This window comes from Streptomyces sp. NBC_01089 (assembly GCF_045162975.1).
Classification (GTDB): Bacteria; Actinomycetota; Actinomycetes; order Streptomycetales; family Streptomycetaceae; genus Streptomyces.
In genome coordinates this window covers 1,202,791-1,227,903 of the sequence record NZ_CP108660.1, presented here as the reverse complement: position 1 = coordinate 1,227,903, position 25,113 = coordinate 1,202,791, and the positions used below count along the sequence as shown (strand labels likewise).

General features: G+C 70.2%; 21 protein-coding genes and 1 pseudogene. 12 read left to right on the top strand and 10 right to left on the bottom strand.

Annotated features, from left to right (window positions below; translation table 11 throughout):
• Positions 1-15 precede the first annotated feature (15 nt).
• Both OG510_RS05410 and OG510_RS05405 read right to left on the bottom strand, forming a co-directional pair.
• Complete coding sequence (locus OG510_RS05410) at positions 16-1,011, bottom strand: hypothetical protein (RefSeq protein ID WP_406135566.1); 996 nt, start codon at positions 1,009-1,011, stop codon at positions 16-18.
• 32 nt (positions 1,012-1,043) lie between these two features.
• Positions 1,044-1,685, bottom strand: a complete 642-nt coding sequence (locus tag OG510_RS05405) for a hypothetical protein (RefSeq protein WP_406135565.1) — start codon at positions 1,683-1,685, stop codon at positions 1,044-1,046.
• Positions 1,686-2,163: 478 nt separating this feature from the next.
• Between OG510_RS05405 and OG510_RS05400 the strand changes: the two genes are divergently transcribed.
• A complete protein-coding gene (locus tag OG510_RS05400; RefSeq protein WP_406135564.1) occupies positions 2,164-2,505 on the top strand; it encodes an Lsr2 family protein in 342 nt (113 codons plus the stop codon).
• Positions 2,506-2,789: 284 nt separating this feature from the next.
• Here the strand turns inward: OG510_RS05400 and OG510_RS05395 are convergent, their stop codons facing one another.
• The 4 genes from OG510_RS05395 to OG510_RS05380 all read right to left on the bottom strand — a co-directional run bounded on the left by OG510_RS05395 (position 2,790) and on the right by OG510_RS05380 (position 6,437).
• On the bottom strand, positions 2,790-4,364 hold the full coding sequence (locus OG510_RS05395) for an amidase family protein (protein WP_406135563.1): 1,575 nt from the start codon (positions 4,362-4,364) through the stop codon (positions 2,790-2,792).
• Positions 4,365-4,503: 139 nt separating this feature from the next.
• Positions 4,504-5,346 carry an MAB_1171c family putative transporter gene (locus OG510_RS05390; RefSeq protein ID WP_406135562.1) on the bottom strand — a complete coding sequence of 281 codons (843 nt, stop codon included), beginning with the start codon at positions 5,344-5,346 and terminating at the stop codon, positions 4,504-4,506.
• 13 nt (positions 5,347-5,359) lie between these two features.
• On the bottom strand, positions 5,360-5,908 hold the full coding sequence (locus OG510_RS05385; protein WP_406135560.1) for an ImmA/IrrE family metallo-endopeptidase: 549 nt from the start codon (positions 5,906-5,908) through the stop codon (positions 5,360-5,362).
• Positions 5,909-5,930: 22 nt separating this feature from the next.
• Entirely contained in the window at positions 5,931-6,437 is a 507-nt protein-coding gene (locus OG510_RS05380) for a hypothetical protein (protein ID WP_328333510.1), read from the bottom strand.
• 326 nt (positions 6,438-6,763) lie between these two features.
• Here OG510_RS05380 and OG510_RS05375 point away from each other — a divergent pair, with 326 nt between their 5' ends.
• The 5 genes and pseudogenes from OG510_RS05375 (at position 6,764) to OG510_RS05355 (ending at position 13,889) form a co-directional block, all read left to right on the top strand.
• Positions 6,764-7,228 (top strand): hypothetical protein, encoded by a 465-nt coding sequence (locus OG510_RS05375; protein ID WP_406135559.1) that lies wholly within the window; start codon positions 6,764-6,766, stop codon positions 7,226-7,228.
• A 1,043-nt stretch (positions 7,229-8,271) separates the two neighbouring features.
• Positions 8,272-9,123: pseudogene (locus tag OG510_RS05370) on the top strand (collagen binding domain-containing protein); the annotation flags it as partial.
• A 233-nt stretch (positions 9,124-9,356) separates the two neighbouring features.
• Positions 9,357-10,448, top strand: coding sequence for an IS110 family transposase (locus tag OG510_RS05365; protein ID WP_406142311.1), 1,092 nt, complete (start codon positions 9,357-9,359; stop codon positions 10,446-10,448).
• 198 nt (positions 10,449-10,646) lie between these two features.
• Positions 10,647-13,133, top strand: a complete 2,487-nt coding sequence (locus tag OG510_RS05360; RefSeq protein WP_406135557.1) for a SpoIIE family protein phosphatase — start codon at positions 10,647-10,649, stop codon at positions 13,131-13,133.
• Positions 13,134-13,166: 33 nt separating this feature from the next.
• On the top strand, positions 13,167-13,889 hold the full coding sequence (locus OG510_RS05355) for a methyltransferase domain-containing protein (protein WP_406142310.1): 723 nt from the start codon (positions 13,167-13,169) through the stop codon (positions 13,887-13,889).
• Between the two features lie 54 nt (positions 13,890-13,943).
• Here OG510_RS05355 and OG510_RS05350 read toward each other — a convergent pair whose 3' ends face one another.
• A complete protein-coding gene (locus OG510_RS05350) occupies positions 13,944-14,939 on the bottom strand; it encodes an MASE1 domain-containing protein (protein ID WP_406135556.1) in 996 nt (331 codons plus the stop codon).
• A gap of 191 nt (positions 14,940-15,130) precedes the next feature.
• On the opposite strand from OG510_RS05350, the gene OG510_RS05345 reads away from it, so the two are divergent.
• Genes OG510_RS05345 through OG510_RS05325 form a run of 5 tightly spaced genes read left to right on the top strand, consistent with a single transcriptional unit; the run spans position 15,131 to position 20,918 of the window.
• The gene (locus OG510_RS05345) at positions 15,131-15,964 is read left to right on the top strand and encodes a M55 family metallopeptidase (RefSeq protein ID WP_406135555.1); all 834 of its coding nucleotides are present in this window, start codon (positions 15,131-15,133) and stop codon (positions 15,962-15,964) included.
• The gene (locus OG510_RS05340) at positions 15,957-17,303 is read left to right on the top strand and encodes a M20/M25/M40 family metallo-hydrolase (protein WP_406135554.1); all 1,347 of its coding nucleotides are present in this window, start codon (positions 15,957-15,959) and stop codon (positions 17,301-17,303) included. Before OG510_RS05345 ends, OG510_RS05340 begins: the two co-directional genes overlap by 8 nt.
• A 13-nt stretch (positions 17,304-17,316) precedes the next feature.
• Positions 17,317-19,314, top strand: a complete 1,998-nt coding sequence (locus tag OG510_RS05335; protein WP_406135553.1) for a prolyl oligopeptidase family serine peptidase — start codon at positions 17,317-17,319, stop codon at positions 19,312-19,314.
• Positions 19,311-20,339 (top strand): LD-carboxypeptidase, encoded by a 1,029-nt coding sequence (locus OG510_RS05330; RefSeq protein WP_406135552.1) that lies wholly within the window; start codon positions 19,311-19,313, stop codon positions 20,337-20,339. Before OG510_RS05335 ends, OG510_RS05330 begins: the two co-directional genes overlap by 4 nt.
• A gap of 9 nt (positions 20,340-20,348) precedes the next feature.
• Complete coding sequence (locus tag OG510_RS05325; RefSeq protein WP_406135551.1) at positions 20,349-20,918, top strand: GNAT family N-acetyltransferase; 570 nt, start codon at positions 20,349-20,351, stop codon at positions 20,916-20,918.
• Between the two features lie 59 nt (positions 20,919-20,977).
• Here the strand turns inward: OG510_RS05325 and OG510_RS05320 are convergent, their stop codons facing one another.
• A complete protein-coding gene (locus OG510_RS05320) occupies positions 20,978-21,313 on the bottom strand; it encodes a DUF6204 family protein (RefSeq protein ID WP_164265292.1) in 336 nt (111 codons plus the stop codon).
• 227 nt (positions 21,314-21,540) lie between these two features.
• Between OG510_RS05320 and OG510_RS05315 the strand changes: the two genes are divergently transcribed.
• The gene (locus OG510_RS05315; protein ID WP_406135549.1) at positions 21,541-23,481 is read left to right on the top strand and encodes a DUF5107 domain-containing protein; all 1,941 of its coding nucleotides are present in this window, start codon (positions 21,541-21,543) and stop codon (positions 23,479-23,481) included.
• 45 nt (positions 23,482-23,526) lie between these two features.
• Here OG510_RS05315 and OG510_RS05310 read toward each other — a convergent pair whose 3' ends face one another.
• On the bottom strand, positions 23,527-23,901 hold the full coding sequence (locus OG510_RS05310; protein ID WP_406135548.1) for a VOC family protein: 375 nt from the start codon (positions 23,899-23,901) through the stop codon (positions 23,527-23,529).
• Between the two features lie 80 nt (positions 23,902-23,981).
• On the bottom strand, positions 23,982-24,791 hold the full coding sequence (locus OG510_RS05305) for a methyltransferase domain-containing protein (RefSeq protein ID WP_406135547.1): 810 nt from the start codon (positions 24,789-24,791) through the stop codon (positions 23,982-23,984).
• Positions 24,792-25,113: the final 322 nt, after the last annotated feature.

Here is a 25,113-nt window from a genome sequence, read left to right as displayed (position 1 = left end):
TTAACTTGCCGTCCGTCAGCGGACGATGCTCTGGATTTCCTTCACGGTGACGTCTTGCGGCGTTCCGTAACTGCCGGCCGGCAACTTGGTGGGCTTGGGATGGCCGGTGCCGATCCAGCTGATCTTCCAGGTGATGGTGGCCTTGAACTTGTACGGCCCGGAGTTCGCTGTCGAGCGCAGATATTCCAACCCGCAGGGGGGCTTACCCTTGTCGCCTGGGGTCCGTTCGGTGCCGATCCTGCCGTTGTGGATCGGGCAGTCACCACTAGCCGGGTAGGTCTGGGCGTCTGCGGTGCCGGCATCGATATGCATGTTCACCGGCGTGGCCGTAGTAGTGGCCTGGATGTTCAGCACGTCGACGCGGGCCGTGACGGAAACCGGGTGGAAGTCCGCGTTGTTCAGCCACACCCAGGTCGGCAGATTCACGACCTGGTTGCCGTCGGAGGGGGCCATGCTTGCCTTGCCCTGCGGGATACGAACCTCCCCGTAGGCCAGCTGCGCCAGAATTTCCGGGCTGACCACCTCGGGTACGTCGGTGGGTGGCTGGTGGCCTGTGTCCACCCAGAAGGGAGACTTGGTGCAGTCGGAAGCGCCGGAGTCGTTGAGGCGGTCGGACTTGTACGCGCCCCACCAGTAGCCCTTGCCCTGCTTCTTGACGTTGAAGTTCCCGTACTTCCCGTCGAGGTATTTTTCCCTGTTCGCCTTTGCAGTCAGCGCGTCGTGATTCGGGCTGAAGTCGACACTGCCCCCCAGTCGCGTCTGCGCGGCACTCTCCGCTGTCCACTTCGGCGCATACCAGCACGCCGGTGGCGACCAATTGCCAATCGGTATCAGCGGCCCGGCACCGCCCTTATTAGAATTCTTGCTGTGGTCGTAGTGGACGAATTCACCGCCAGCGGTCGCGGAAGCCTTCCCGTTAGAAACATCCGTGTGCCCTACGGAAATCTGGTTACCGTATTTCCCCCTCGCGGCATACGCGACACCCGGCGCAAGAGCTACCACTGCGGCCACCGATACGAGGAACAGTTTCCTCAGCGTGTCCCCTACGGCTGGCATTCTGCCGCCCCCCTCTTCGAGTCCACGTCTACGGTGCGCCATACGCCCTGGCCCGACTTGACAAGCCGGGTGTTGTACAAGACATATGCGTCACTCGTCGCAGGTGAACGGTCGACCTTCCCAGTCTTGTCCTTGACGAACGCCTTGCTTTCGTCCGAGCAGTAGATGACCACCGCGGCTCCGTCACTACGAAAGCTCACCTTGCGGTCGAAGTAGCGAGTAGTCCCGATCCAGGTGGCGCCATCCGCCACCCATCCCTTGATGTATACCTGCGCAGACCCGATAGCTGCGCCTGTGCTGTAGAAATCCAGAGCCTGAGTATCCGTCTTACCGCGGGAGATCGCGTCGTCTTCGGAGTTCACCATCCGTGCGTTGTCCGCCAGAACCGCGTCCTTCTTCGGATCGCCCGTGTGCTGCCCCTCGAAGACATTCTTCGTCGAGCTCGGCAGCGTGATCTTCGGCCGCTGTACTCCAGGTGATGCGGAAGCGCTCGGGTACGCGGAGTGAGTAGCTGTGTCCGCTCCCTTGATCTTGTTCGAGTTGCCGCTTCCGTCGCCTCCGCTGCAACCCGTGAGCAGGAAAATTCCTGCCGTCGCAAACGCACCGGTACGTGCCATGCCTCGCGTCACGCCCGCCCCCGTTCCTCGTTGCCCTGCGCCGCCCCGTCACTCTGCGGCGATGCCTCTGTTACCAACAGCTGCCACTCTAGGGCCGAGTTGGGCGCGATTCGCCACCGGGCTAGCCAATCGCAGCGGCCATGTGCAGTTGTGGAAGCCGGATCGTGACCATTGCTTCAGGTAATTCCGATTTGGCGCCCAGGGGTGGCCGCCGCCAAAGCGCAGCCGTAGGTACGCGGGTGAGGTGCTGCATGAGTGGTGGGCTTCGCCGGACCGCAATTGAGCCGCTCGGGCCGCGCTGTAGCGCGCCCATCCGTGTCCTCAGCCTCGAACCTTCGTGGCGGGCCGACGCATCTTCCTGTGACGTTTCGGATTGTCATGCCGGTGACTGTCAGGGAGGCCTAGACCCGCGACAGCAGCTGGCGCGACCACGCTGCGGAGCTGGTGACGGGCTAATATCCGAGATTCAAGTAGCGGTATCATCCTTCGCATGGCGCAAAAGGTAATTACGACATATGTGGACGACCTGACCGGAGAAGAGTCGGCGGAGATCTCCACGCACAGCATTCTTGTTGATGGGGCCGGGGTCGAGATCGACCTCACGGATGAGAATTACGAAAGGCTTCTTGAGATCCTTCACTCCTACCTCCAGGCCGAGGGGGCCCGGAGGGTGCGCGGTGGCATCGCAGGCAAGCAGCAGCATCGCAAGGCTTCTCCGGTCCATGGGGACACAGCGACTATCAGGGCTTGGGCCAAGGGAAACGGTTTCCAGGTCAACGACCGCGGCCGCGTGTCGGCGGCGGTGCGCGAGGCGTATAGGAAAGCGCGGTAAGCCCAGCTCAGCGCTAACAGCTCCGGCAATTCATCGGAGCAACGGGTCTCTGGTCTTGCAGTTGAGGGGAGAGTCGGCCGGCGCGTTGCTGACATGCGGCAATGTGCAGGCGCTCGACCGCAATGCCTCAAACGATCGACGTACGACCGCTGACGACCTCCTCATGGTGACGCCTCTGGACCGCAGAACGATGAGGACCCCGGCACGGTGCACGTGCCGGGGTCCTCGCGTTGTACGGGCGCGCCTCGCCTCACCCCCGTGAAGGCAGGACGCGCCCGGGCCTGTCAGGCCGTCAGGTCGGGAGCCTGCGGCGGGGCGGGCAGCGTCTTGGCCAGCAGCTTGGCCACGGCGATGACGGTGCGGTCGGACAGGTAGGGGCCGATGATCTGGATGGCGAGCGGCAGACCGTCGCGGGTCTGCCCGGTGGGCATCACCACCGCGGGCAGGCCGACGGGAGAGGCCAGGTTGACCCAGCTCGTCTGGTCGAAGAAGCTGCGCTTCTCGCCGTCCACGGTGATGTACCGGTCCGCGGCGGGCACGGACGTCTGGTCGAGGACGGCGGCGGTCGGCGCGGCCGGGGTGATCAGTACATCGTGCTCGGCGAAGTAGGCGGCCCACTTCGTACGCAGCTTCTGCCGGTCCTCGTCGGCCCGTGCCCAGTCGCGGTGACGCATGGTGCGGCTCTTGAGGTAGCGAGCGGACGGAGCGTCGTCGGCCACGGAGTCGGCTGCCTTCACCTCTCCGGCGAATGCCTCGTCGGTGGCCGAGGCCGCGGAGGTGGCGTACATCAGACGCTCGAACAGGGTGTTGCTCGCCTCGAAGTCCACGGGGCGAGTCGAGTCGTCGAGGCTGGCGCCTGAGGTACGCAGAGCACCGGCCACCTGGTCCATCAGGCTGCGCGTCGAGGCGTCCACGCGGCAGAACGCATCGTCGGCCCACACACCCACCCGGTACTGGCCGAGGCGGGTCTTCGACGGGGCGGGCAGGTCGATCTTCCACGCGGCGTTGTCGGCCGGTGCCGGGGCGGCGAGGACGTCCAGGAGCAGGTCGAGGTCATCGGCGTCCCGGGCGATCGGGCTCAGGGTGAGCATGTCGCTGGATGTGAGCCAGCCGGGCGGCCGGGGGATGTGTCCGCGGGTGGGGACGATCGGGGAGGCGCCGCGCGAGGTGCGCAGGGCGAACACGCCGCAGTACGCGGCGGGCAGTCGCAGCGAACCGGCGAGGTCCGAGCCGATCTCCAGGGCGCTGAGGCCGGTAGCGACGGCAACGGACGGCCCGCCGGAGGAACCGCCGGCGGTGTGGTCGGGAGAGAACGGGTTGTTCGTCTTCCCGAAGATCGGGTTGCTCGTCTGAATGTCCTGGCACATCGTCGGCACGTTCGTCTTGCCGATGATGATGGCTCCGGCCTGGCGGAGCAGCGCGACTACGTCTGCGTCGGCGGTGGGGACGTGGTCGCTCAGGTCGGTGCTGCCGCACGTGGTGCGCAGGCCCGAAGTCTCCAGAGCGTCCTTGACCGTGATGGGCAGGCCGTGGAGCGGACCCAGGGTGCGCCCGGTCTCGGCGAGGTGGGCATCTGCCTTGTCGGCGGCGGCGCGGGCCGCCTCGGCGTCCAGGGTCACCACGGCGTTAAGGCCGGGGTTGACCTTGGCGTGGTGGGCGAGGACCTGGTCCAAGAGGTCTCGGGCCGTGATGGTGCCGCCTCGCAGGGCGGAGATCTGGGCGAGTGCGGTCGAGCGGTACGGGGCGGTGCTGTTCATGGCGTCCTTGGTGGCTGCGGCTGAGGGTGCCGGGATGGCCGTCTTGGGTAGGGAGGCTGCGACCACCGTGGTGGCGGCGGCCAGAAGGGTTCTGCGGTTCACGTGCGGACTCCAGGGGCGCATTCGGCCTCGGGCTTCGTCGACGGTGCCGTGAAGTAGCGGGCGACGCGGACGAGGTGGCGGAGGTCCTGCTGTGGGGTCGGGGTGTTCAGGGCCGCGTCAGCGTAGGTGGCCGGGGTGCTTACCGGCCCGGCTCGACGAAGACGATGCTCGGCGCGGCGGCGGAGACGGCCTGCCAGAGCCGTTCGAGCTGCTGGTACTGCTGGCGTTCACGGCGGACACCCAGCAGGCGCGCGGCCACGATCGGTATGAAGTAGCCGATCTGAGTCAAGGTGGCGCCGATGTCGCCACAGATCCAGGCGTAGGGCTCCGCGGGCCGCACGCTGAAGCCGAACTCGGCACCGAGGATCGCGCACAGGCGGATGCCGCTGTAGCCGAGGGTGACGACAGCGCCCACGGCGATCAGGCGCAGGCCCCGGCTGATCCACCGGTCCTCGATCTCTCCGGCGTATTTCCAGCACACGCGGGCAAGGTAGATCTCGGCGACCGTGTACGTACACATGTAGAGCAGCAAGTACGCCTGGAACACCGGGTCGTGCGCGTAGTACAGCGTGAAGTCCGTGGGGCGCTGTGAGACGGGAGTCAGCAGCGCGAAGAGAACTGCCATCACCGTGATGACCGAGATCGCGCCGGCCATCAGCAACTTCGCTCGGCGTGCGGCCTGCTCAGCTGGTTTCGTCCAGAACGCGAGGACGCTGGCCTGGAGGCCGAAGACGAGCATGACGCAGCCCTGCGCCAGGGGCACAGCGACGTTGGTCACGCCGAACACGCCGTCAATGCGTACCCACACCCAGGTCAGGGAGATGACATAGCTCAGCGCGGAGAAGAAGTACGTGAAGGCGAGCGCGACAAGTGCAGGGTCGCGCTGCTCGGGGGTGCGCCAGGCAGTGCGCAGGTCGCGCAGGAGCAGCAGGAAGCCGGAACCCGCGATGATCAGGCACAGCGGGTGAAGTATGTCTTTCACTGTTTCCGTCTGGTCAGTCTTCGCGCCGCATGAGCGTGCGCGTGATGCGGTCAGCCGACTCGCTCTGTGATGCGGGGCGGCTGGTGATGACGTGTGCCTGGAGGAAAGAGCCGATGGCTTCTGCCTCGCGCTCGATGGTCTCGGCATAGTTTGTCCGTCCGAGGACGGTGGCCCACAGATCCATCTCGACGTCGCCGAGGATGATCCCTTCCTGTGAGGCAGGTTCCACGCGGCTCCCGCTGTGGCCCTTCAGGAGGTGGCCGAACTCGTGCGCGATGATGAAATCCTGGTGGGTGGGGCTCGTGTCAGGGTCGTACCTGACGTAGTGGACCCCGCCACTCTTGACCACCATGCCGCAGGGCGTGTCCCCGTCAGTAGGGCGGCCAGGCGCGATCTCGATGGGCTCACCGATCAGGGTCTCGATGTAGCCGCGGAGGTCGCGCACGCTCGACGCACGGGGGAGATCCAGAGATTGGACGAAGCGGCGGCTTTCTTCGAGAACAGGGTCCACCGATATCGAAGGCTCAGCCTTGCCGTTGCGGCGAGAGCGGCGGCGCCTCATGGATCCCTCCTCGTGCTGGTGGTCAGGTGTGCTCCCGACCGGTGTCGGGCTGGTCAGCCGGCTCGGTCGGTAGACCTTCGAGCCGGCGGACCTGTTCGATCATTGCGGCGGCAGCGGAGAGACCTTCGTCGGACAGTCCGGCGGCCCGCATCGCGATGCTGGTCACCCGGGCGTCCTGCAAGCGCTTCAGCGTGCTCGCGCTCACTCCCTGCTCATTCATCCGGGCCAGCTCGTCCAGCTGCGCGATGAGCGCTTCGGGCGCTGCGCCCTCGCTCATCCGTCTTGTGAAGCTGACGAGCTGCCTGTGCAGCTGCTCCGGCGTCGCGCCGTTGGCCTTGAACCCGTTGAGGCGAGTGATCAAGCGGTTGATGATCTGGGCCGTGGCACGGCTGGACCAGTAGTCCTTCGGGACGCCGAAGAACTCCGCGAGCCCATCCATGTTGTTCTTCGTCGGGTTGTCGGCCCGGCCAGTGCGGAGTTGCCACATGTAGGTGTTCGAGAAGCTGGGCAACCCCTGCTCCTCCAGCATCTTCACGACTGTCGGATTGGTAAACGGGCCTCGTGGGTCGTTAGTACACAAGAAATCCAGACGCTCCGCGAAGCTGCCCTCGTCGGGCCCCTCCGCAGGCAACTGCGTCCCGTGGGCATGGGTCACGGTGGTGCCTCTCCCTCCATTCATTTCAGTTGACCTCCGTTGATGAGACGATCAACCTTCGGCTTAGGATGTTAACTCAGGTTGCTCAACCGGCTGGAGCTGGGTCGTACGGACGCCGTGAGCGGGGGCTCCCTTACTGGGCTCGTAGGAGCTCATCGAACTAGTATTCGACTACGGCTCGACTGACGGGATGGATCAACGTGACGACTTTCCCCACTGAACGACGCCTGCCGACCATGCCGTCGACGATGTGGCAGCACCTCACGATGGACCGAGACATCACCTTCACCATCGGCCCAGACACGAAGCCGGTCGACGCCATGGCCCGCGCCACAGCCTTCGCCCGGAGAACCCTGCCCATGCTCCTCAAGGACGCGCCCGGCGCCGAGGCCGCGGCGAGTAACGCCATCAAGGTGCTCGCCGAACTCGTCGACATCACCGCACGGGACCGGCACAGCACAGACGTACTCGGCCGCGTCGCGTTCGACGGGGCACACATCACCGTGTCCGTCGGCGAGATGAGCAGCTCTCTGCCCTCCCCGGACGAGGAGCCCGGCCTGTACCTCGTGTGCGGTCTCACCGACGACATCGGCCAGTACCGCAGCGATGAGGGCGGTTACGCGACCTGGGCGTCAGTCCCTGTTCATTCCAGCGGCCAGGAATGAGGCGATCCGGGATTCTGTCCGCCTGCCCTTTGAGGAAATAGGCACCCGCGATTCTTCGCGCCTGACCGTGTCTTGGAGGTGGCGAGTCAATCGCTCCCGGGGTGCCGCCCAAGCGAAGCCGCCGGCTCCCGTCGCAACGCAGATCAGAGTCCGCCCGATCGGTGTTTGATCCCCAGCGATTTAGCTTCGGGCGATACCTCGGGGGCGGATTATCGTGCGACAGGCGTAACGCCTGGATATCCGCAGACGCCGCCCCGGGAAAATCCCAGGCGTTCAACGAAATCCATGAGTGCGTGACGCAAAGTCACAAGGGGAGTCCACATGTTGGACGAGTGATCGGGTGCTCTTCTGGCCGCCGTGAACCCCAAGTGTCAGTTCCCGCACGTACGGTCGTGCCGTGAATGAGCATTGGGACCCGACGCTGCACCGGCTGAACAAGGACGTACTTGAGGCTCACGGCTGGCCTCCGTTCGGCGGCATGACCGACATCCTGAATGGGTGGCCCGGCGAACTCCTGAACGAACGTGGGGTCTACGTCTTCTTGGCCGCCGGAGATCGACGGATCACGTACCCGGTTGGCGAGTCGTCGATCGTGTACTTCGGCAAGGCCGACCAGGAGCGAGGAGTGCGTGGGCGGGTGAGCCAGCATAGGGGGAGGATCAAGCGGGGCCCGCAAGAGCAGTCCCCAGGGCACCCGGCCCACGAATGGCTCATGGCACGGGGCGGTTTCTGCCTTTTCTCTGTCGCCCCTGAGCGAGTCCCAGGCGCCGGTCTGAGGAACAGCGCAGCGTGGCTGGAGGGCCAATTGGTCCAGGCGTTTCAGCGCCTGCATCGCACGCGCCCTGTGGGCAACGGGATCGCCGCCTAGTGGGGACTCGCAGCTAGCGCTCCGCTGACCTCCAGAGGCAGACTGGGATCAGGGTCAGCCCGGTGCCGCTTCGCCGACGCAGAGCCAGACCAGAGGGCCTAAGTAGCCGCCAAAGTAGCCACAGGAGCGGGCTCTCCGGACGTTTAGGCAGGTAGCAGCGCTGCGGTGAATCTCCCTCAAGGAGAAACCGCTGGTGTCCCATAACGCCCCCGCAGCCGCACCGGATGCGTCCGTACCCGCAGCCCGCGCCCCGGAAGCCCCGTACGTCCCGGGCGTGCCCGTCTGCGGGACCGTCCAGCACTACGACGGATCCACCGTGCCGCGCGCGGCACTCACCCTCATCGACATCACCGGGCGCCAGATCGGGCGCGGTGCGAGCGGCGAGGACGGGCGGTACGCGCTGAGCGTGCCCGGATCCGGCTCGTACGTCCTCATCGCGGCGGCGGGCGGCCATCAGCCGCAGGCCGTCAGCGTCACCGTCGGCGAACGCCCCGTCGATCTGGATGTGGTGCTCGGCGGCGCCGGACGGCTGGCCGGGACCGTGGTCACCGCGGACGGCACCCCGGTGCGCGACGCGGCCGTGACACTCACCGACGTACGCGGTGAGGTCGTCGCCTCCACCCGCAGCGGGCGCGAAGGTGGCTATGTCATCAACGAGTTGGTGGCCGGTGAGTACACCCTCGCCGGCAGTGCCCCCGCCTTCCGCCCCGCCGCGATGCCGGTGAGTGTGCAGGCCGCGCGCGAGACCCGGCAGGACGTGGAGCTCGCCGGCGGCGCCGTGCTGCGCGGCACCGTGCGAGCCAGTGGCGGGCGGCCGGTCGAGGACGCCCGGGTGACGCTGCTCGACGCGGCGGGAAATGTGGTGGACACCCTCACCACGGGCGCCGACGGGGCGTTCCGCTTCGTGGATCTGTCGTCCGGTGAGTACACCGTGATCGCGGCGGGCTACCCGCCGGTGGCCACCGTGCTCCAGGTCGCGGGCGGCGGGCGCACCGAGCGCGACCTCCAGCTCGGGCACGAGGACTGACAGTGAGGATGTGTGGTGGCTTCTCCGCCGGGTCTGACTCACGGACTGACCGACGCTGATCAGCTGTCTTCTAGCGGATTTGTCGGCCCGGGCGGAGGGCCACTGCACGCGACCGGACGGGCGCTCGTGACCTTATAGGAGCTTGGTCAAGAAGCCCCGCCACTGTCTTGTCCGCCCGCCCGGCCGGCGCGTGCCGCCCCACCGGTATCAGCGAGAGGACGGCAGTGACCAGCATGACGGACCAGGCCCTGGATGTCACAGGCGGCGTCGACACCCACGGCGAGACTCACCATGCGGCGGTGGCCGACCGGCTCGGCCGTCACCTGGCCGACCGGGAGTTCGCGGCCACTGGTGTCGGATACCGGCAGCTGCTGGCCTGGCTGCTGGCCCAGGGCACCGTGACCGCGGTCGGGGTGGAGGGCACCGGCGCCTACGGGGCCGAGCTGGCCCGGGTCCTGGCCAGGGCTGGGCTGAAGGTCGTCGAGGTCGACCGGCCGGACCGCAAGACCCGCAGGCTGAAGGGGAAGTCCGACCCGATCGACGCCTACGCCGCCGCCGAGGCGGTGGCCTCCGGCCGGGCGTCGGGGACGCCCAAGACCCGGAGCGGTGTGGTGGAGGCGGTCCGCGCGCTGCGCGTGCCGCGCCGCTCGGCGGTCAAGTCCCGCACCCAGGCGGTCAATCAGGCCCGGCAGTTGCTGGTCACGGCGCCCGAGGACCTGCGTGCCCCACTACGCGGGCTGTCGGCCGCCGCGCTGGCGAAAGCCTGCGCGCGGCTGCGGCCCGGCGATGATCTCGCCGACCCGCTGCACGCGGCCAAGGCGGCCCTGCGTCGGCTGGGCCGGCGGATCCTGGCCCTGAGCGAGGAGACCGACGAGCTGGAGGCCGAGCTGAAGACGCTCACCGCGCAGGCCGCCCCCGAGCTGCTGGCGCTTCAGGGCGTCGGCGCGGACGTGGCCGGGCAACTGCTGGCCACCGCCGGGGACAACCCCGGCCGGCTGCACTCCGAAGCCGCCTTCGCCCACCTCTGCGGCGTCGCGCCGATACCGGCTTCCTCAGGCCGCCGGGACCGCCACCGTCTCAACCGGGGCGGCGACCGGGCCGCCAACCACGCCCTGCACACCATCGTGCTCTGCCGCCTGCGCTGGGACGAACGCACCCGCACCTACATGGAACGACGCACCCAGCAGGGGCTCTCGAAGAAAGACATCATGCGCTGCCTCAAGCGCCATATCGCCCGCGAGGTCTACCGCGTCCTCATGCGATCCCTGGACCACCGCACCTCCAACCGGCAAACCACTCAAAGCGTCCTCACCGAAGCCGCTTGACATCCATAGGAGCATCCGGCCACCAGGGGAAACGGCCCCGGCGGCGCGCACCGGATCCGGCGGCCACCGGGTCCGGTGCGCGCCCGGCGCACCACCCGTCGGGCCTGATTCCGCCGATGGCCCCCGGGCGCCGTACGCGGGCCGTACGGTGGAGCCACGCACCGCAGAACGTTGCGGCCGGGAAGGAGCCTGCCACCCATGGACCTTGGTGTGCCGCCGCAGCAGCCGGACCGGCCGCGGGACGGTGCGGCGGGGCGTGTGCCGCTCGCCGTGGTGGTCGTCGACGCCGAAGGGCTGGTCTCGCACTGGTCGACGGGAGCCCGCCGCCTCTTCGGTGTCCCGCGCCAGGACGCGATCGGCTGCCCCGCGGGTGAACTGCTCCCGGTCTCCGGGGCGTTGCGCAGGGAGGGGGAGCGCGGACCTGACGGGACGTACGCCGACCTCGGCCCCGAACTGGACAGTCCGGTCGACGGGATCGTCGCCTACCCGTCGGCAGGCCGGGCCCGGCTCGACGAACCGCGGCGCGGCCGTATCGATGTGCTCTGGTGGGCCTATCCGCTGGCCGGGCCCGGCCCGGAGCGGCTGCTCGTCCTCGCGGCCGACGCCGCGCTGCCGGGGGACGGCGACAGCGGCGGTCTCCCGGGGACCGTCGCCCCCGGCTTCGCGCTCCACACCGACTTCCCCGGGTACCAGGAGCTGGCCGGCCGGCTCCCCGAGATCCTGCCGAACATGAGCGTGCAGGAGGCGACCGGGATCGTCGCCCAGGTGCTCGAACTGGGCTATCCCGTCGTGGAGTTCAGCCACTGCGAACAGGTGCCGGTCACCCCGGACTGGGGGGTGCCGCGGCACACCCCGCGCAGCAGGCAGGGTGACGGGCCCGGCGAAGCCGGAACCGTTCCCCGCGCGGCGCGCACCGTGCCCCGCCCCGAACTCGACCTGGAGTACGCCGCCGTCCGCGAGCGGCTGGAATTCCTCAACGAGGCCAGCGGGCGGATCGGTTCCTCCCTCGACCTGGAGCGCACCATCCGCGAGGTGACCAGCGCCGCCGTTCCGCGCTTCACCGACTTCGCGGGCACCCATCTGCGCGCCGCCGTGCTCGCGGGGGAGGGCTTCCCGGACGGCCCGCCCGACGTCACCACCGTCTGGCACCGGGTGTGGGTCGAGCACAACGACGAGCCGGGCCGCTGGGACGACACCGTGCCGGTGGGCGAGGCCATCGCGTTCCCCGAGCACACACCGTTCTTCCAGTGCATGGTCACCGGCGAGCCGGTGCTCGTGCGGTACGTGGACGAGCAGCTGAGCAACCGCATCTCAGGCGAGTTCGAGAAGCGCGACCTGCGGCCGCTGATCACCGGCAGGTCGCTGCTGATCGTGCCGTTGAAGGCCCGCGACGTGGTGCTCGGCTTCATGGTGCTGATGCGCCGTCCGGGCCGGGAGCCCTTCGACGACATGGACCGCACCACCGGCGCCGAACTCGCCGCCCGCGCCGGTCTCGTCCTGGACAACGCCCGTATGTACACCTACCAGGAGAACGTCGCCGAGACGCTCCAGGACAGCATGCTGCCCAAGGTCGAACCCCGCATGGCGGGCTGTGACATCGCCACCCGCTATCTGCCGGGCGCCCGGCTCGGCCGGGTCGGCGGCGACTGGTTCGACTCGGTGAAGCTGCCCGGCTCCAGGACCGCGCTCGTCGTCGGTGACGTCATGGGACACGGGCTCAACTCGGCCGCCATGATGGGCCAGTTGCGTACCGCCGTCCTCACCATGGCGACCATGGAGATGCCGCCTGCCCAGCTGCTGCGCAATCTGGACGACCTGGCGCAGCGGCTCGGCGAGCTGTATCTGGCGACCTGTCTGTACGCCGTCTACGACCCGATCCGCTCCGAACTCCAGATCGCCAACGCCGGTCATATCCCGCCGGTCCTGGTCCGGGCCGCCGACGGCCGGGCAGAGCTGCTCGACCTGCCGACCGGCGCGCCCATCGGCGTCGGGGGCGTCGCCTTCGAGACCGCGACCGTACGGGTCAGCCCCGGCGACCGGCTGATCCTGTGCACGGACGGTCTCGTCGAGGTGCGCGGCCAGGACATCGGGGCCGGGCTCGCCGCGCTCTGCGCCTCGGCGGCGCACCCGGCTGCCTCCATGGACGACGCCTGCGACACCATCATCCGGGCGCTGAACCCGCGCGGCGGCCGCAAGGACGACGTGGCCCTGCTGATGGCCAGGGTGAACGGGATCCCCGCGGACGACGTCGCCCAGTGGCAGCTCGCGCTCGATCCCCGCGAGGTGGCGCGGGCCCGGCGGCTGGTACGCGGGCAGCTGCTCAACTGGGGGCTGCCGGACGCGGTGGAACCGGCCGAGCTGATGGTCAGCGAGCTGGTCACCAACGCCGTCCGGCACGGCCGCACCGGGCCGGTGGGGCTGCGGCTGGTCAGGACGGGCGCCCTGCTCTGCGAGGTCAGCGACGACGAACCGGCGCCCGCCGCACTGCTGAGCACATCGGGTGACGACGAGTCCGGCCGCGGGCTGCTGGTGGTGAGCGGTCTCGCCCGGGAGTGGGGCACCAGCACCACCGCGCACGGCAAGACCGTCTGGTTCGAACAGGCGCTGCCCGGGGCGCGACGCTCCCGGGCGACGGCGCCCCCGGCGACGGTGTCATCGGTGCGGGTGCCGTCGGTGAGGGCGTAATCAAGGTGGGAGTACGTGGACGTGGGAGTACGTATGGACGTGTCGCCGCAGTACCGGAAGGCGTGGGAAGGGTTCTGGTCGGCTACGTCCGACGCCCCGGGTGAGGCGATCTGGGACTCGGATCCGTCGCTCACCGCCGTACCGCACAGCGAGCTGCTGCTGCCGTACGCCGACACGGCGCTTCCCGTCGTGGACCTCGGCTGCGGGAACGGCACCCAGACCCGCTATCTGGCCACGGTCTTCGCCCGCGCGCTGGGTGTGGACCTCTCGGACGCCGCGATCGGGCACGCGCTGCGGGCGGACACCGCGGGAGTGGCCGAGTTCGCGCAGCTCGACCTGGTCGACGCGGACGCGGTACGGGCCCTGAGCGAGCGGATCGGCGACACCAACGTCTATATGCGGGCGGTCATCCACCAGAGCGAGCCCGAGGCGCGTCCGGCCGTCGCCGCGGCTGTGGCGGCTCTCATCGGCGAGCGCGGGCGGGCCTTCGTCGTGGAGCTGACACCCGCGTCGAAGGACCTGATCCAGAAGGTGGCGGAAGCGCGCGGCGGGCCGCCGCCGAAGCTGCGCAGGGTGATCGAGCACGGCCTCAAGCCGGCTGATGCGTCCGAGGAGGAGGTGCCTCAGCTGCTCCGCGGCGCGGGGCTGACGATCCTGGCGGAGGGCGACACCGCACTGGCCCAGACCGAACATCTGCCGGACGGCACCCGGATCGACCTGCCGGCGCGCTGGTTCGTCCTCGCCCCTGCGGGCTGACGCCCCGGCAGCAGCGAGACGGCCCGGTTCCCCGGGTGCCGCCCGGACGACGGGTCAGCGGCCCGGCTCGTCGTCCGGGGGCGGCCAGATGTTCACCTGCCCCGGCGCGAGCTGCTCGACCAGGTCGGCGAGTTCCAGGCAGGCCAGCTCGATCTTGCTGCGGATGTTCTTCTGCTCGGTGACGATCGCGGCCAGCAGCAGGGCGGTCAGCGCCACCGAACCGTTGAACACGGCGACATTGGCCGTCACCTCGAACAGGGACCGGTGGCGGAAGGGGCCCTCCCTCCCGGTTGCCGAGAGGACGGCGAGTACCGAGGCCAGACAGGCGCAGGGCGCGCTGCCCGCCAGCTCGAAGCGGAGCGCGGCCCAGATGAGCAGCGGGAAGACCAGGAAGAGCAGGGTGAGCGTGCTCCGGGTGGCCACCAGGCTCACCACGACCGCCGCGACGGCCAGCGCGGTCCCCTCCAGCCACCGGTCGGCGGCCCGGGGGAGCCGGAACCTGGCCAGTACGAGCAGCACCGGGGTGACGATGAGCACCCCCATCGCGTCACCGGCCCAGTACGCCGACCAGACCGCCCAGAAGTCCCGTAGCGGGAGTTCGCCGGTCACCGCCAGCGTGCCGCAGCCGATGGTGGCGCTGACCAGCATCGCCACCACGGCGCCCAGGAAGACCAGGGACACTCCGTCCCGCAGCCGGTCGAGCTCCGGCCGGAACCCCACTCTGCGCAGCAGCAGGAACGCGCAGACCGGGGCCAGGGCGTCGCCTGCCGCGATGACGACACCCGCCTCGGTGAGCGAGCCGTTGATCGTGACGATGGCGAGCAGGGCACCGACAGCGATGCCGGGCCAGACACGCAGTCCCAGATAGAGCAGGGAGCTGAGCGCGACACCGGTGGGCAGCCAGAGCGGTGTGATCACCGCACCGTCGGCGACCACCTCTCTGAGGAGGCCGAGGCGCGCAGAGCCGTAGTACGCGGCGGCCACCAGGACCAACTGCACGGCCACCGCCGTCGGCCGCCGGGAGTCCGGCGCGAACAGAGCAGTCGCCATCAGTGTGCGCCCCGGGGAGAAGAGTCGATTTGATCCGGTATTCCCCGTGCGGGCTGCGGATGTGCCGAATCCCGGAAAGTTAGCTGAGCCAGACCAACCGGCCCCGCCGAACCGGACCTGCCAGTGGTGTGGACCTGTGGTGGTGGGGCATGTGCTGGCCAGCATATTCGGCGGCAGGTAGCGTCATGCGCATGAAGATCCTCATCAGCGCCGACATGGAGGGCGCCACCGGTGTGACCTGGCCCGGCGACGTACTGCCCGGCAGCGCGCAGTGGGAACGCTGCCGGTCGCTGTTCACGTCCGACGTGAACGCGGCCGCCCTCGGCTTCTTCGACGGGGGCGCCGACGAGGTGCTCATCAACGAAGCCCACTGGTCGATGCGCAATCTGCTCATCGAGCAGCTCGACGAGCGGGTCCAGATGCTCACGGGCCGTCATAAGTCGCTGTCCATGGTGGAGGGCGTCCAGCACGGCGACGTCGACGGGATCGCCTTCGTCGGCTATCACACGGGGGCCGGAATGGAGGGCGTACTCGCCCACACCTATCTGGCCAACTCGATCACCGGCGTCTGGCTCAACGGCGTACGGGCGAGTGAGGGTCTGCTCAACGCGCATGTCGTCGCGGAGTACGGCGTCCCCGTCGTGCTCGTCACCGGCGACGATCTGGCCTGCGCCGACGCGCTGGGGTACGCGCCCCGGGCCCGCACGGTTGCGGTGAAGGACCACGTCTCGCGGTACGCGGCGGTCTGCCGCACCCCGGCCCGTACGGCCGCCGACATCCGTTCGGCCGCGGCGGACGCCACCGCGCTCGCCGTGCGCCACTCACCGGTGACCGGCCCGTCCTTCACCGTGGAGCTGGAGTTCGACGCCGAGCATCTGGTGGGTGCCGCGACCGTCGTTCCGGGGGTCAGGCGCACGGCCGAACGGCGTGTCGCGTACACCAGCGCGACGATGTATGAGGGCATTCGAACCTTCAAGGCGGTTACGACGCTCGTCTCGTCCGCGGTGGAGGAACAGTATGGCTGACGTGAACTCGACCGAAGTGGGACGGCTGGACGCCCGGGCGCTCGACGAGGTGGTGGACTTCACCTCGGAGCTGATCCGGATCGACACGACCAACAGGGGCGGCGGCGACTGCCGGGAGCGCCCCGCGGCCGAGTACGTCGCCGAGCGGCTGGCCGGTGCGGGGATCGAGCCGACGCTCCTGGAGCGCACCCCGGGGCGCACCAATGTGGTCGCGAGGATCCCGGGCAGCGACCCGTCCGCGGACGCGCTGCTGGTCCACGGGCACCTCGACGTGGTGCCGGCCGAGCCGGACGACTGGACCGTGCACCCCTTCTCCGGTGAGATCCGCGACGGTGTGGTCTGGGGCCGCGGAGCCATCGACATGAAGAACATGGACGCGATGATCCTCGCGGCGGTCCGGTCCTGGGCGCGCGAGGGTGTGCGCCCCCGGCGCGACATCGTCATCGCCTACACGGCCGACGAGGAGGCGAGCGCCGTCGACGGCTCCGGCTTCCTCGCCGACCAGCACGCCGGGCTCTTCGACGGCTGCACCGAGGGGATCAGTGAGTCCGGCGCCTTCACCTTCCACGCGGGCCCCGACCTGCCGGTCTACCCCATCGCGGCGGGCGAGCGCGGCACCGCCTGGCTGAAACTCACCGCACACGGCAGAACAGGACACGGCTCCAAGGTCAACCGGGACAACGCGGTCAGCAGGCTCGCCGCCGCCGTCGCCCGGATCGGCGAACACCAGTGGCCGGTGCGGCTCACCCCCACCGTGCGGGCCGCGCTCACCGAGATCGCCGCACTGCACGGCATCGACACGGACACCACGGCGCCGGACTTCGACGTGGACGCGCTGCTCGCGAAGCTGGGGCCGGCGGCCGCGCTGGTCGAGCCGACCGTCCGCAACAGCGCCAACCCGACGATGCTGGACGCCGGTTACAAGGTCAATGTGATCCCCGGGCACGCCACGGCGCACGTCGACGGAAGGATCCTCCCCGGCGGCGAGGACGAGTTCCGCACCACCCTCGACCGGCTCACCGGGCCGGACGTCGACTGGGAGTTCGACCACGGCGAGGTCGCGCTCGAAGCGCCGGTGGACTCGCCGACGTACGCGAAACTGCGCGCGGCCGTCGAGAAGTTCGCCCCGGAGGGGCATGTGGTGCCCTACTGCATGTCGGGCGGCACGGACGCCAAGCAGTTCTCCCGGCTGGGGATCACCGGGTACGGCTTCTCGCCGCTGCGGCTGCCCCCCGGCTTCGACTACCAGGCCCTCTTCCACGGGGTCGACGAGCGGGTGCCGGTGGACGCGCTGCACTTCGGCGTCCGGGTGCTCGATCACTATCTGCGTACTGCATAGGGGAGTTGTCACCATGGCATCCACCGGGGCCTACGGAACGTGGCCTTCGCCGATCGACGCCGCCCTCGCGGCGTCGCAGGACGGCCGTCCCGAGTTCGTCGGCACGGTCGGCGACGAAGTGTGGTGGACAGCGCCCCGCCCCGCCGAGGGCGGCCGGCGCGCGCTGGTGCGGCGGCGGACGGACGGCAGCGAGGAGACGGCCCTGCCCGCTCCGTGGAACGTCCGCAGCCGGGTCATCGAGTACGGCGGACAGCCCTGGGCCGGGGCGGTGCGGCCGTCGGGCGGCCCGCTCGTGGTCTTCGTCCACTTCGCCGACCAGCGGCTGTACGTGTTCGAGCCGGACGCGCGGGGCGGCGCCGCGCAGCCGAGGCCGCTCACCCCGGTCTCCACCGTGGGCGGCGGACTGCGCTGGGTGGACCCGGTGGTCCACCTCGGCCGCGGCGAGGTCTGGTGCGTCCTGGAGGAGTTCACCGGCGCGTCACCCACCGATGTGCGGCGGGCCGTCGTGGCCGTACCGCTGGACGGCTCGGCGGCGGGTGACCGCACCGCCGTACGTGAACTCTCCGGTGGCGGGCACCGCTTCGTCACCGGTGCACGGCTCTCGCCCGACGGGCGCCGCGCGGCCTGGCTCGGCTGGGACCACCCGGGGATGCCGTGGGACGGGACCGACGTCATGCTCGCCGATGTCACGGACGACGGCCGCTTCGACGGCGTCCGGCGCTTCGCCGGGGGGCCGGACGAGTCCGTCGCCCAGGCCGGCTGGGCGGCCGACGGGCGGCTGCTGTTCGCCTCCGACCGCACCGGCTGGTGGAACCTCTACCGGGCGGACCCGGACCAGGACGCCGCCGCTGTCGCGCTCTGCCCGCGCGACGAGGAGTTCGGCGGGCCGCTCTGGAAGATCGGCCAGAAGTGGTTCGAGCCGCTGGACAGCGGGCTGATCGCCGTCCTCCACGGCGCAGGCGCCACCGCGCTCGGGGTGCTCGACCCGGAGTCGGGCGAACTCGTCGACGCACCGGGCCCCTGGACCGAGTGGGCCCCGGCCCTGGCCGCCGACGACAGCCGGGTGATCGGTCTGGCGGCGGGCCCGCGCTCCACGTTCGAGATCGTGGAGCTGGACACCGTCTCGGGCCACGCCCGGGTCATCGGCGCCCCGCACCGTGACGTCGTGGACCCCGCGTACTACCCCGAGCCGCGGTCCCGTACGTTCACCGGGCCCGGCGGCCGGGAGATCCACGCCCACATCCACCCGCCGCACAGCCCGGAGCTGACCGCACCCGACGGCGAACTGCCGCCCTTCGTGGTCTGGGCGCACGGCGGCCCCACCAGCCGTACACCACTCGTACTCGACCTGGAGATCGCCTACTTCACCTCGCGCGGCATCGGCGTCGCCGAGGTGAACTACGGCGGCTCCACCGGCTACGGCAGGGAGTACCGCAACCGGCTGCGCGAGCAGTGGGGCGTCGTGGACGTGGAGGACTGCGCGGCCGTCGCCGGGGCGCTCGCCGACGAGGGCGCGGCCGACCGGGCCAGGCTCGCGATCCGCGGCGGCAGCGCGGGCGGCTGGACCTCGGCCGCCTCGCTCACCTCGTCCGGTGTCTACGCCTGCGGCACCATCATGTATCCGATCCTCGATCTGACCGACTGGGCGTCCGCCGACGGCACCCACGACTTCGAGTCGCAGTATCTGGAGACCCTCATCGGCCCGTTCGCCGAGGTCCCCGACCGCTACCGCGACCGCTCGCCCGCGGAGCACGCGGACCGGATGTCCGCACCGTTCCTGCTGCTCCAGGGGCTGGACGACGTGATCTGTCCGCCGGTGCAGTGCGAGCGGTTCCTGGAGCGGATGGCGGGCCGGGGCATTCCCCACGCGTACCTCACGTTCGAGGGCGAGGGGCACGGCTTCCGCAGGGCCGATACCATGGTCCGGGCGCTGGAGGCGGAACTCTCCCTGTACGCACAGACCTTCGGCATCGAACGCCCCGACGTGCCCGCCCTGGAGCTGGGCGAATGAGCCTGCTCCCGGCGCCCGGCCCCACCGCACCGGCCCTCGTGCCGCTGACCCGGCCGGCCCGGCTGCGGCCGGGCGCCAGGGTCGCCGTCGTGTCGCCCAGCGGGCCCGTCCCCGACGACCGGCTCACCGCGGGCCTCGACATCCTGCGCGGCTGGGACCTGGAGCCGGTGGTGATGCCCCATGTGCGCGACCGGCACCCGCAGTTCAGGTATCTGGCGGGCACCGACGAGGCGCGCGCCCGCGACCTCCAGGCGGCCTGGTGCGATCCGGGGATCTCCGCGGTCCTCTGCGCGCGCGGCGGATACGGTGCCCAGCGCATGACGGACCTGCTCGACTGGGCGGCGATGCGCGCGGCCGGGCCCAAGGTGTTCGTCGGCTACAGCGACGCGACCGCCCTGCACGAGGCGTTCGCGGTACGGCTGGGGCTCTCCACCCTGCACGGCCCGATGACCGCGGCCCTCAGCTTCATCGAGAACGCCGGCACCCAGGAGTCCCTGCGCGCCACGCTCTTCGAGCCCGACACCGTCCGTACGCTCGGCCTCGGCACCGCCCGCACCCTGGTACCCGGCCGGGCCGCAGGCGTCACCTTCGGCGGGTGCCTCTCCATGCTCGCCGCCGAGCTGGGCACACCGTACGCCCGGCCGACGGGGCGCGGCGGGCTGCTGCTGATCGAGGACATCGGCGAGGAGGGCTACCGCATCGACCGGATCCTCACCCAGCTGCTCCGCTCGGGCCTCCTCGACGGTGTCGCGGGCATCGCTCTCGGCTCCTGGGAGGAGTGCACCCCGGGCGACGAGGTGCGGGCGGTGTTGCGGGACCGGCTCGGCGGCCTCGGTGTCCCGGTGGCCGGGGAGTTCGGCTTCGGACACTGCGCCACGGCGCAGACGGTGCCCCTCGGTGTGCCGGCCGTCCTGGACGCCGACGCGGGCACGCTCACCCTGGACGTCCCGGCACTGGACGTCCCGGCGCTGGACGTCCCTGCACTGGACGGAACCGCCGGGGTGCGACGGCACCACCCGGTTTAATCTGGCCCGATGTCAGACACCACCGCATCAGACACCTCCGCCTATCTCGCCGCGGGCCCGCGCGTGGGAATCCGCCACTTCTCGTACGAGGACGCCGGGGAGTTCACCGCGCTGGTCAGGGAGAGCAGGGACCTGCACCACCCCTGGCTCGCCCCGCCCGCCGACCCCGAGAGCTACCTCGTCTACGCACGGCGGCTGATCGAGGACCCGGCCAGGGCCGGTTTCCTGGTGTGCGAACGCGGGGGAGAGGCTCCCGGGCGGATCGCGGGGTTCATCAACATCAACAACATCGTCGAGGGCGCGTTCCGCAGCGGGGCGCTCGGATACGGCGCGTTCGCGCACTCCGCGGGCCGGGGCCTGATGGCGGAAGGGCTGCGCCTGGTGCGGGAGTACGCCTTCGGGCCGCTCGGCCTGCACCGCCTCGAAGTCAACATCCAGCCGGCCAACGAGGCGTCGGTGGCGCTGGTCCGCCGTGCCGGGTTCCGTCTCGAGGGGTACTCGCCCGACTTCCTCTTCATCGACGGGGCCTGGCGGGACCACGAGCGCTGGGCGTTCACCGCCGAGATGACCGCCCGCTGACAGTGGTTGCCCGCTGACGGCGGCCAGGCCGGGCGGCCGGGCCGGGTCGGGCGGCCGGGTCAGCGGCCCTTGCGGTTGATCTTCATGGTGTCCATGTCCGTGACGGTCGCGCGCAGCGGGCCGAAGCCGTGCCCCAGCTCCTTCAGCGCGGTCTCGGCCCGGTCCTCGGCGATGGCACCCGCCATCTCCTCACCGTCGGCCGCGTCCGAGACGACGACATAGCGGAACGAGAAGTGCCTGAGCGCCTTGTCGTAGGTGAGTGAACCCTGCTCGGTGAAGTGCATCTGCGTCAGCCCGTGGTCGTCCACATCGGCGAGCAGCCGGGCCCGGGAAGCCTCCGACAGCCCGTCCCAGGTGCCCCGCACAATGACCCGGTAGGTGTGCTGCTCGGCCATCTCGTCCGCCCTCGTCTCGTTCGTACACCGTTCCCGGTGCAGGGTACGGGTCGGGCCGCCTCCGGCGTAAACCATTTCCTGGAGCGCCCTTCGTACCAAATCGGCCCGCGGGAACCCCTGGTCAGACCAGCCCCACCGGTGTTCCATGGTCATCAGGGGGGCCGGGCGGACGGCTGCCCCCATGAGCGAGTGAGGTTGCCTTGGCCACGACCGTGCGACGTGCCGTAATGACGCTGCCCGCTGCCCCGTTGGGGCCGGAGAACCCGCTTCCGGCGCTGCGCCCGCTCGACGAGACACACACCGTCGACGCCGACGAACGGGCCGGACTCCCGCGCGACATGGCCCGTCAGGTCGGGTACGGGCCGCTGACCAGTGTGCTGCCGGTGCGTGTCATCGACGGGTACGGAAGGGAGCGCACGCCCACCCGCGTCGACACCATCGTGATCGAGAACGACCAGCTGCGGGCCACCGTGCTGCCCGGCCTCGGCGGCCGTATCCAGTCGCTCTTCCACAAGCCCTCAGGACGGGAGCTGCTCTACCGCAACCCGGTGCTCCAGCCCGCCGACTTCGCGCTGAACGGCGCCTGGTTCTCCGGCGGCATCGAGTGGAACATCGGCGCGACCGGACACACCACCCTCAGCTGCGCCCCGCTGCACGCCGCGCTGGTGACCGCGCCCGACGGCGGTGACATGGTCCGGCTCTGGGAGTGGGAGCGGCTGCGCGACCTGCCCTTCCAGGTGGACCTCTGGCTGCCCGACGGCTCCGACTTCCTCCACGTGGGCGTGCGGATCCGCAACCCGCACGAGCAGCCGGTGCCCACCTACTGGTGGTCCAACATCGCGGTGCCCGAGAGCCCGACGACCCGGGTGCTGGCCCCCGCCGACGAGGCGTGGCACTTCGGCTACGAGCGCAGCCTGCGGCGTGTCCCGATGCCCGGCTGGAACGGCGCCGACCGTACGTACCCCCTGCGCAGCGAGTACCCGGCCGACTACTTCTACGAGGTTCCGCCCGAGGCGAGGAAATGGATCGCCTCGCTGGACGCGGAGGGCCGGGGGCTCGTCCAGACCTCGACCGACCAGCTGCGCGGCCGCAAGCTCTTCCTGTGGGGTTCGGGCACCGGCGGCCGGCGCTGGCAGCAGTGGCTGACCGAACCTGGCACCGAGGGGTACGCGGAGATCCAGGCGGGTCTGGCCCGTACCCAGCTGGAGCACGTACGCCTCGAAGGGGGCGCCGAGTTCAGCTGGCTGGAGGCGTACGGGCCGCTCGAAGCGGACGCGTCGGCCGTCCACGGCGACGACTGGGCCGCGGCACGTGGCGAGGCGGAGGCCCGGCTCGAAGCCGCGCTGCCCCGGGACGCGGTGGAGGCCGCCCACGAGGCGTGGCGCGGCTGTGTGGACCGCGAGCCGCACACGATGCTGGCCACCGGGTCCGGCTGGGGCGCGCTCGAAGTGCTGCGCGGCGGGCACCAGTTGCCCGGCACGCCGTTCTACGCGTCGGCGCTCGGCGACGACCAGCAGCCCTGGCTCGAGCTGTACCGCTCGGGTGCGTTCCCGGCGCCCCGCAAGGTCACCCCGCCCGGCCCCTCACTGGTCTCCAGGCACTGGCGGGACATGCTGGAGACGGCGCTCGCCGAACCGCTGACCGAGTACCACCTGGGGATCGCGCAGTGGCACGGCGGCGACCGTGCCCAGGCGGTGCGCAGCTGGGAGCGCGGTCTCGAACTGGCCCCGTCCCGCTGGCCGCTGCTGCGCTGCCTCGCGGTCGCCGACCGGTGCGACGGCCATGACGGGCGGGCGGCCGACCGGTACGCGGAGGCGTTCGACGACCTCTGCGAGGAGCGCAGGACCGGCCCGAGCTGGACCGCGGTGACCGCCGCCCTGGGACGCGAGGCGATCGACGTACTGCTCGCGGTCGGACGCACCGGTGACGCGCGGGGCGTCTGGAAGCGGCTGGACCGGGAGACCCGGGCGCGCGGCCGGTTCCGGCTGGTGGAGGCCCAACTGCTGCTCGCCGAAGGGGACAAGGGGGCGGCGCGCGCCATCTTCGACGCGGGCTTCGAGGTGGCGGACCTCCGCGAGGGCGCCGAGATCCTCAACGAGGTCTGGTCGGCCCTCACGGACGATCCGCTGCCGGAGCGGTACGAGTACCGGATGCGGCCGCAGAGCTGACGGGCCCGGAAGGGGGCCCGCCGGGGCTGGCGGTGGCCGTACGGCTCAGGCGGTGGTGCCGCTGCCGGTGCCGTCCCCGTTCCTGTCGACGTACTCGAACACCGACCCGTCGGGGTGGACCGCGATCAGATTGCGGCCCACCGGGGTCGGTACCGGCCCCGCGATGACCTGTGCGCCGATGTCGGTGAGCGTGGTGAGGGCCTCGTCGACATCACGTACCGCGATGGTCGCCGTCACCTTGCGCAGAATCTCCAGCTCCGACTCCGGACCGCTCATCAGAAGGAAGAAGCCGACCGCGGCGACGGACACCCCGCCGCGCTCGAAGCGCAACGCCTTGGCGCCGGTGAGGCGTTCGTAGAAGAACACCGAAGCTTCGAGGTCGGCGACGCAGATTCGCAGCGTGGTTCCCAGGATCTCCATGCGGAGAAGCCTAGTTGACGAGGGGCGCGGGGTGGCCGGAGTGGGCCGGGAGAGGTGATGCGGCCGCTCCGGCCGGTGCCTCAGACGCGGCAGAGCACCTCGCCGTGCGGCACCAGGAACCAGCCGTCCTGCTGCGCGCCCCACTCGCGCCAGCCGTCCGAGACCGCCGCCAGCTGTTCCCGCGTCGCGTGGCCGCCGTCGACCGCCTGCTGCGCGTACACCGATTCGGTCGTACGGTCCGCCCACAGCCCGCTCCACCAGGCGCGCTCGTCCTCGGTGGCGAAGACCCAGTTGGTGGCCGTCGGCCTGATGTCCGTGAAGCCTGCCTGCTGCGCCCAGGAGAACAGCCGGCGTCCGGCGTCCGGCTCGGCGCCGTTGCCGCGCGCGACCCGGTGGTACAGGTCGAGCCAGTCGTCCATCACCGGGGACTCCGGGTACCAGGTGAACGCGCCGTAGTCGCTCTCACGGACCGCGACGATGCCGCCGGGCTTGGTGACCCGCCGCATCTCGCGCAGCGCCTGCACGGGGTCGCCCACATGCTGGAGCACCTGATGCGCGTGGACCACGCAGAAGGTGTCGTCCGGGTAGTCCAGCGCGTGGACGTCCGCTACCCCGAAGTCGGTGTTGGTCAGGCCGCGTTCGGCGGCCAGCGCCCGCGCCTTCTCCAGGACCCCGGGCGCCCTGTCCACCCCGGTGACACTGCCCTGCGGGACCAGGGCCGCCAGGTCGGCGGTGATGGTGCCGGGGCCGCAGCCGATGTCCAGGATCCGCATATGGGGCTTGAGCTCGTCCACCAGATAGGCCGCGGAGTTGGCGGCGGTGCGCCAGGTGTGCGAGCGCAGCACCGACTCGTGGTGGCCGTGGGTGTAGACGGCGGTCTCTTCCGGCATGGCGGATCTCCCTGTTCGACGTCGAACTCTCCGAAGTGGTGCCACCACCGTAGATGCTTCTGCCGCATAGTGAGATACGTATCTCGCATTCTGATACGTGGGTGTGGGGCGGCACCAGCGCCGCAGGAGAGGTACGGAAGAGGTCCGGATCCGGGTCTGCCGCCAAGCCGGGGAAACATGTGCGCGTCGCGGCCCACCGGGTACGCGGTGCAGTGCGACCGGGACAGGCTGAGCAACCGGGGCACGCCCACTCCAGGAGCGGGCCCGCTCGACACCGCACCGCCGGCCACGCTGAAGGTCCGGTCGCGGGAAGGGAACGACC

Bases quoted from the DNA above. Each gene is read 5' to 3' on its own strand.
- OG510_RS05355 (WP_406142310.1), top strand. From the start codon at position 13,167: ATGGACGTGTCGCCGCAGTACCGGAAGGCGTGGGAAGGGTTCTGGTCG.
- OG510_RS05380 (WP_328333510.1), bottom strand. From the start codon at position 6,437: ATGCTGGAGGAGCAGGGGTTGCCCAGCTTCTCGAACACCTACATGTGG.
- OG510_RS05310 (WP_406135548.1), bottom strand. From the start codon at position 23,901: ATGGAGATCCTGGGAACCACGCTGCGAATCTGCGTCGCCGACCTCGAA.
- OG510_RS05305 (WP_406135547.1), bottom strand. From the start codon at position 24,791: ATGCCGGAAGAGACCGCCGTCTACACCCACGGCCACCACGAGTCGGTG.
- OG510_RS05340 (WP_406135554.1), top strand. From the start codon at position 15,957: ATGGCTGACGTGAACTCGACCGAAGTGGGACGGCTGGACGCCCGGGCG.
- OG510_RS05315 (WP_406135549.1), top strand. From the start codon at position 21,541: ATGACGCTGCCCGCTGCCCCGTTGGGGCCGGAGAACCCGCTTCCGGCG.
- OG510_RS05345 (WP_406135555.1), top strand. From the start codon at position 15,131: ATGAAGATCCTCATCAGCGCCGACATGGAGGGCGCCACCGGTGTGACC.
- OG510_RS05360 (WP_406135557.1), top strand. From the start codon at position 10,647: ATGGACCTTGGTGTGCCGCCGCAGCAGCCGGACCGGCCGCGGGACGGT.
- OG510_RS05335 (WP_406135553.1), top strand. From the start codon at position 17,317: ATGGCATCCACCGGGGCCTACGGAACGTGGCCTTCGCCGATCGACGCC.
- OG510_RS05320 (WP_164265292.1), bottom strand. From the start codon at position 21,313: ATGGCCGAGCAGCACACCTACCGGGTCATTGTGCGGGGCACCTGGGAC.
- OG510_RS05330 (WP_406135552.1), top strand. From the start codon at position 19,311: ATGAGCCTGCTCCCGGCGCCCGGCCCCACCGCACCGGCCCTCGTGCCG.
- OG510_RS05400 (WP_406135564.1), top strand. From the start codon at position 2,164: ATGGCGCAAAAGGTAATTACGACATATGTGGACGACCTGACCGGAGAA.
- OG510_RS05350 (WP_406135556.1), bottom strand. From the start codon at position 14,939: ATGGCGACTGCTCTGTTCGCGCCGGACTCCCGGCGGCCGACGGCGGTG.
- OG510_RS05365 (WP_406142311.1), top strand. From the start codon at position 9,357: ATGACGGACCAGGCCCTGGATGTCACAGGCGGCGTCGACACCCACGGC.
- OG510_RS05385 (WP_406135560.1), bottom strand. From the start codon at position 5,908: ATGAGGCGCCGCCGCTCTCGCCGCAACGGCAAGGCTGAGCCTTCGATA.
- OG510_RS05325 (WP_406135551.1), top strand. From the start codon at position 20,349: ATGTCAGACACCACCGCATCAGACACCTCCGCCTATCTCGCCGCGGGC.